This window comes from Desulfobacula sp. (assembly GCF_030611305.1).
Lineage (GTDB): Bacteria > Desulfobacterota > Desulfobacteria > Desulfobacterales > Desulfobacteraceae > Desulfobacula.
The window spans coordinates 1-5,593 of record NZ_JAUWQB010000139.1 but is presented as its reverse complement, the minus strand read 5'-3'; the positions used below and the strand labels follow the sequence as shown (position 1 = coordinate 5,593).

Sequence of the window (5,593 nt, the reverse complement as noted above, 5' to 3'; positions counted from 1 at the left end):
AGAAGAGAAGAATATGAAGAAAATTGATTTAATATTTTTTTTAAGGGAAGAAAAAGAAAGGAAGAATACGCACTTTCAATCCGGGAAGATTATTTCATTTTCAGGTCAAGGCTGACACCCCATTGCCTGACAAAAATCTTCTTGATGAATGCGCATGACATTCTTGGCGGTCTTTTCCCTGTCATATCGATCAACAACAAACAATTCATGATTACCGATTTTCATCAATCTTGAATCAGGCACCCATAATCCCATTTGTTGAGCCAATTCCATACAAAAGGCCTCGTTCCTTGGGATATCCGGAAAACCGGCATTGGCAGGCTTTATAATATGGGTGGTTGCCGAACCTGAAGTGGCAGGCAAATAAAACTGATCTTTTTCAAGATAAACAGGTAGTTTATCCTGAACACCGGCAATTGATAGTCTGGCTTTTTTCATTTCGGGAAACAAAGTATATTTTTCCGGATTAGCCATGATTTTATCCAAAGCCTCTATCAACTCGGTGTTTATACACTCATATTGTCCAGGGGTAAAATCTGTTTTGCTTTCATCAGGAATAATTGAAAGAGCACCGGCACAATCTTCTCCAAAATTTTCAAGAAAGGCAAAAGTATCTTTTTTATCAAACCTGTGATTGAATGCCAGAATAGTTCGTGCATTATTCTCAGGAAGCAGGTTTTCAAAAAAAGCTGTGCTGATTGCCGGAGAGTATTTTTTTTTTCTACATGGAAGAGAAATAGAAATAGGCTTGTCGATATTATTGAGCCAATCCATAGAATACTGAAATACCACCCTTCCTTTTGTATTTCGTTCCAATGTCCCAACCAATAACTCATTCCATATAATTAAAAGTCTATTTTTATTCTTCATTTTCACTCCTTGAAGAGAGAGGATCAGGAGTTACATAAATCAGAAGACCCAAAGCCCTGGCCAAATCGAAAACTTTATCCATCTGAATAGTTTCTTTTCCACGCTCAACATCACTGATAAATTTTACACTGGTCCCGGTGATATCGGCCAACTCCCCTTGAGTCATTTTTTTCTTTTTACGAGTATCCTTTAGTGCCTTGCCCATGTATTTAACTAAGCGCAATCTATATGGGTATCTTATTTCAGTCAATTTTAGGCCTCCTCCTGTTTTTAATTGTACTGTTAAAAAAGGCACGACCAATATACAATTAACCGTACGGTTAAAAAAAGACCCTGTCAAGCTAAATTAACTGTACGGTTTAAAAGCTATCAACTTCATACAGGTACTGACTATAATCATTTGCTATTGGATGATCCATTCATTTTAATCTCCAGAGAATTAACCTTTCCATATTTATTTCCAACGTCTCAGGACTGCGGAAAATCCATCTTCCAATCTAAATAGGTCTCCATATGACATTCTTTTAAAAAATTCGTCACAGCTTTATTCTCATGAAATTTATAAAAATTCATGAGCAACGTATTGTATTCCAATAGCCTTGCTGCCGGGACTGAGCACGGCAAGAGACCATTACTCATGAACAATCCATTCATCATAAGATTACCGGTTCTTTTATTACCGTCCCAATAAAATTGATTCCAGGTAAAATCCAATGCCAAATTATAACCCCTCTCGTATAATGGAATCTTTTTTTTACTGGCATCTTTTAGAGTCTGGTCGAATAATGATGGTAACTCGTGAGGCTCAGGTGGATGATAGGTAAAATCACCACTGGTTACAGAGACCGCCCCATCCCTGATTATACCTGGAGTTAAAGCTTCATCTTTTGCAACGATATATTCCAGTTCACAGGCAATTTTTTTAGATAATTTAAATTTCTCCTGCTCAATAAGCTCAATAAGTCTCTGCCATGCGAGCTGCTGTTGCTTGAGTTTCTCCTGGTCTGAAATTTTATGACCACCAATGGTAATACCCTGAAGGAATGTCTGGACCTCTGGAAAAGTAAACGGCATCCCTTCCAGGGATTGAAAATCATAAACAAGCTGGGTAAACATCTTTTTAGCAACAAAAATGGCCTTTTTGATATTCTCTTTCATAGCCTTCCCTATCCTTTTAAGGGCATTGAATCATCTTGTGTTACTGAACAGACTCTTATAAAGGGTGTTGAAATCAATCTCCAAAATTAGTAAATCACCGACCTCCTGCATAGCAGGAGGTATGATGAAGCCCCCTCTAAGGGGGCATTGTGTTAGGAAAGCCCCTCAAGGGGCTATTAAACAGTTGTTACTTTGTTAATGTTTCTTGTCTTTCTCTCTAATATATTTCCTTATGGTTTCCTCATCTAGACCCACTGTACTAGCACAATAACCCTTTGCCCAAAAACTTAATCCTGTCATTTTCTTGGACCCAAGCAGCTCTCGATGTATCCTTATGGCACTTTTACCTTTGATGAAACCAACTGTATTGGACACACTGAACTTCGGAGGTATGCTCAAGCAAATATGAACATGGTCTTTCATGGCGTGTCCTTCGTGTAAATCCAATCCTTTTTGACGACACAGATCTCTTATGATACCCCCTATTTTTATTCTCAGCTTCCCATATATGATTTCATGTCTATACTTTGTCACAAATACAATATGATATTTACAGATCCACTTTACATGTGATAATGATTGCCAATCTCTCATAGGTTCTTCCTCTCTTTTCCCTTTTGGAGCTTTCCCGGGGAAGAACCTTTATTACATTTTTTTCACGCCGGAACGGTAAAACCTTTTAGGGTCGCTCGGGCATAGCCCGAGGTTTAATTTAAAACAATTATTTTATATAAATTCAATAACTTGTGTTGCAAAAACCTCTGTTTTAGTGTATGCTTTTTTAAGCAATTACACAAAAAAAACCGGCAAAAAAACAGAGGCCTTATGCACATAAAAAATATCAGGAAAATAATTAACAAGCAACTGAAAACTAATCATCCATACTGGAAAAGTATGACAAGAAAATCTAAAAAAGCGTTAGCCCAGGAAACAGCAATGCTTTGGACATTGCTCACATCCATGAAAAACTCGATGAGTTTGCAAGTTTTTATTGTCCTGTTATCAAACATTTTCCTATGGGTTATCATTGGAGCGTAATGCAGGTTGAGTATGCGACAGATATCATATTCAAACGTCAAAAAGATTTGAGATTGATTTATGACAATTTAACCCCCGTACTGCTATTCATTCAGTCAAACCGGAAAACATCGCCACCTTTCTTGGCAAAAAATTATCACCCTTATATCAAGATGAAATGGGTAATAATTTCTCTACAAGAATAGAGGGGACCTGTATTAAATTTAGAATGGGTCGCACCTCAATAAAAATGTACGATAAACACGGCATCATTCTCAGGATAGAAACGACAACAAATGATGTCTCTTTTTTTAAGCACTACCGGAAGGTAGAACATCGTGATGGCACAACCTCAATGAAATTAACAAACATGAAGAAAGGTTTGTACAACCTGGGGCCTTTAAAAGACGTATTGTTCAATGCAAACAAACGCTTTTTGAAATTTATTTCAGATATAGTTGATCCGAGTGTTGGAATAAAAAAACTTGAGAAAGTTTCAAAGACCGTTGTCCAGAACAACCGATCCTTCAAAGGTTTCAATTTTTTTAATGAAGATGATATGAATATTTTGCAAACTATAATATCCGGAGCATTTACAATCAGCGGTTTTCAGAATAAAAATCTTCGTTATAATTTTAAAATTTATTCAAGCAGTCAAATTTCAAGAATTCTAAAAAGATTACACACACATGGTTTAATCAAAAAAGTGGCCAACACTTATAAATACTATTTAACCCGATTCGGTAGTCAGGTAATTACCATGGGAATGAAATTAAAAGAGATGACGATAATCCCTGAATTGGCAAAGATTTATAAACAACTTGCATAATTCTTTTGCCAAAAAAACACGAAAATGAGAACTAAGAAACTAAATATAAATAATTCGATTTCCAAAGAACAGTAGATTATATGCCATAACTTTTCTTGAATGAAAAGATGGGGTTAATTGAGCGCTTACTTAATACCGGCCCCTCTGGGGGCCGGATTCTTTATTTTTGGGCGGATACTTTATGGCAAATATTCAAGGACATTAAAACACGTACTGCAAATATACTCTGGAATCGGTTAAATCTTCACCCCCCTGGGCTTTTTGGACAATCGCATGCCGCAACCTGAGGCTGAGTCCTTTTAACGATTTATCGAATTTGTACTGTAGGTCTAAATCAATTTCATCAAAGTCTTGGGATGCATTTTTACCGCTGTCCGGTGTGTCATAGGTGGCATAATATACATAGGAGCTCAAACCTTTGAGGCCAATTTGTCCAAAATCATAAAATAATTTTGCCCCATAGCTATCTTGATCAGCTTTATCGCTACCGTATACCTGCTGAGCTATGACTTTATTATGTCCCCATTGTATAACAAGACTATCGTCACCGACCTTTGCGTATAAAAGATCCAATCTCGCACCGTAAGCTTTCACTCCTAAACTGCCCCCAGCCATGTAGGTGTCTATTTCTCCGGCCAACGCATCCCCCACATCATCCTGATTAAACAATCGCAGGCCCGCCAGCAGGGTGTAGTCTTTGTTCAGTTTGTAGGAATAATCAGCCCGCATATAGGCCATATTGTGGACGTCTTGGGTATAATAGTCCCAAAACTGAATCTTTAGGGCTCCCGGCGCTTTCCAGACAATTCCGCCGATAATGACAGGCTTTTCGTCCGTTATTTTTGAAGATATCGACTCTGACATGGATTGAAATTCAGTGCTGGTTCTTGTCATGATTTCATCAACATAATATGCGTACAATTCCACCTTTGGGATGCTCTTGTTGACAATGCTCAAAGCACGGTATGTGTTTGGTGTCAGGCGGATATCATGAGCATTGAGCCATGGCGTAGTGATATTCTGAGCACCGAATTTTACTTTGGTATCGAAGCCTTCGAACTGAAGATAATATTGATTCAGAGCAGTATAATTTTCGTGATCACCTTTTGAATCTTTAGCAAACAAACCGTGAACGCCCATGTCATCATCGTTCCAGCTGGCGCCCTGGGAGGTTTTGAATCCGACGCTGACGCTGAACCCTTTCAAGGGTGCCGTTTGAGCATTGAGCACGCCACCAATCGCAAAATCTTCCGTATCGGCCGTTTTTTTGTCAAAATCTCTGGTAAAATAATAGGAACGGATATTTCCACTGATTTTCCCTTCCTTAAATGCACTTGCAAGATCGTCTGCAGCGAATGATACGGCAGTCATTGCAACCAACAGCATAATAGTCAACCCAATTTTTTTCCACATTTTTAATCCTCCTTTACTCTTTGCTCTTTGCTATTTTTGTTTGTTATTAAGCCAACAAGTATTCTCCCAAACAACCATAAACACAATCACCTCCTTATATTACATAGGGTATGGACATAAGCCGGGGCACCCCGCAGAATAAGGCTTTGTTGGAATGCCCTATTTTGAGGATAACGTGCTGGAAGACTTTTATCAAACGGTTCAAACTGTCCCGTCTTATGTCCGTAGCCCAAAAATCCATAGATTAATTGTGTATTCTCAAACTATGAATCAAGCTAAGAAACTATATTTGCAATTGTAGTGCCA

Annotated in this window: 7 protein-coding genes; 1 reads left to right on the top strand and 6 read right to left on the bottom strand. The window is 38.1% G+C overall.

Annotated elements, in window-relative coordinates; translation table 11 throughout:
• Positions 1–105 precede the first annotated feature (105 nt).
• The 5 genes from QAI40_RS16620 to QAI40_RS16600 form a co-directional block, all read right to left on the bottom strand.
• A complete protein-coding gene (locus QAI40_RS16620; protein WP_299984058.1) occupies positions 106–870 on the bottom strand; it encodes a HipA domain-containing protein in 765 nt (254 codons plus the stop codon).
• Positions 860–1,120: a helix-turn-helix domain-containing protein gene (locus tag QAI40_RS16615; RefSeq protein WP_299984056.1), complete on the bottom strand. Its 261-nt coding sequence runs from the start codon at positions 1,118–1,120 to the stop codon at positions 860–862. Before QAI40_RS16615 ends, QAI40_RS16620 begins: the two co-directional genes overlap by 11 nt.
• 218 nt (positions 1,121–1,338) lie before the next feature.
• Entirely contained in the window at positions 1,339–2,028 is a 690-nt protein-coding gene (locus QAI40_RS16610) for a Fic family protein (protein ID WP_299984054.1), read from the bottom strand.
• Positions 2,029–2,223: 195 nt separating this feature from the next.
• Positions 2,224–2,622, bottom strand: coding sequence for an IS200/IS605 family transposase (gene tnpA / locus QAI40_RS16605; protein WP_304511862.1), 399 nt, complete (start codon positions 2,620–2,622; stop codon positions 2,224–2,226).
• A gap of 281 nt (positions 2,623–2,903) precedes the next feature.
• Positions 2,904–3,038, bottom strand: coding sequence for a hypothetical protein (locus QAI40_RS16600; protein WP_304511861.1), 135 nt, complete (start codon positions 3,036–3,038; stop codon positions 2,904–2,906).
• A 185-nt stretch (positions 3,039–3,223) separates the two neighbouring features.
• On the opposite strand from QAI40_RS16600, the gene QAI40_RS16595 reads away from it, so the two are divergent.
• On the top strand, positions 3,224–3,874 hold the full coding sequence (locus QAI40_RS16595) for a hypothetical protein (protein ID WP_304511860.1): 651 nt from the start codon (positions 3,224–3,226) through the stop codon (positions 3,872–3,874).
• Between the two features lie 201 nt (positions 3,875–4,075).
• On the opposite strand, the gene QAI40_RS16590 is transcribed toward QAI40_RS16595, so the two are convergent.
• Entirely contained in the window at positions 4,076–5,287 is a 1,212-nt protein-coding gene (locus QAI40_RS16590; protein WP_304511859.1) for an OprD family outer membrane porin, read from the bottom strand.
• Positions 5,288–5,593 lie beyond the last annotated feature (306 nt).

What these genes read in the sequence shown, in the direction of transcription:
- QAI40_RS16610 (WP_299984054.1), bottom strand. Translation starts at nt 2,028, where the DNA reads ATGAAAGAGAATATCAAAAAGGCCATTTTTGTTGCTAAAAAGATGTTT.
- QAI40_RS16600 (WP_304511861.1), bottom strand. Translation starts at nt 3,038, where the DNA reads ATGTTTGATAACAGGACAATAAAAACTTGCAAACTCATCGAGTTTTTC.
- QAI40_RS16620 (WP_299984058.1), bottom strand. Translation starts at nt 870, where the DNA reads ATGAAGAATAAAAATAGACTTTTAATTATATGGAATGAGTTATTGGTT.
- QAI40_RS16595 (WP_304511860.1), top strand. Translation starts at nt 3,224, where the DNA reads ATGGGTAATAATTTCTCTACAAGAATAGAGGGGACCTGTATTAAATTT.
- QAI40_RS16590 (WP_304511859.1), bottom strand. Translation starts at nt 5,287, where the DNA reads ATGTGGAAAAAAATTGGGTTGACTATTATGCTGTTGGTTGCAATGACT.
- tnpA (WP_304511862.1), bottom strand. Translation starts at nt 2,622, where the DNA reads ATGAGAGATTGGCAATCATTATCACATGTAAAGTGGATCTGTAAATAT.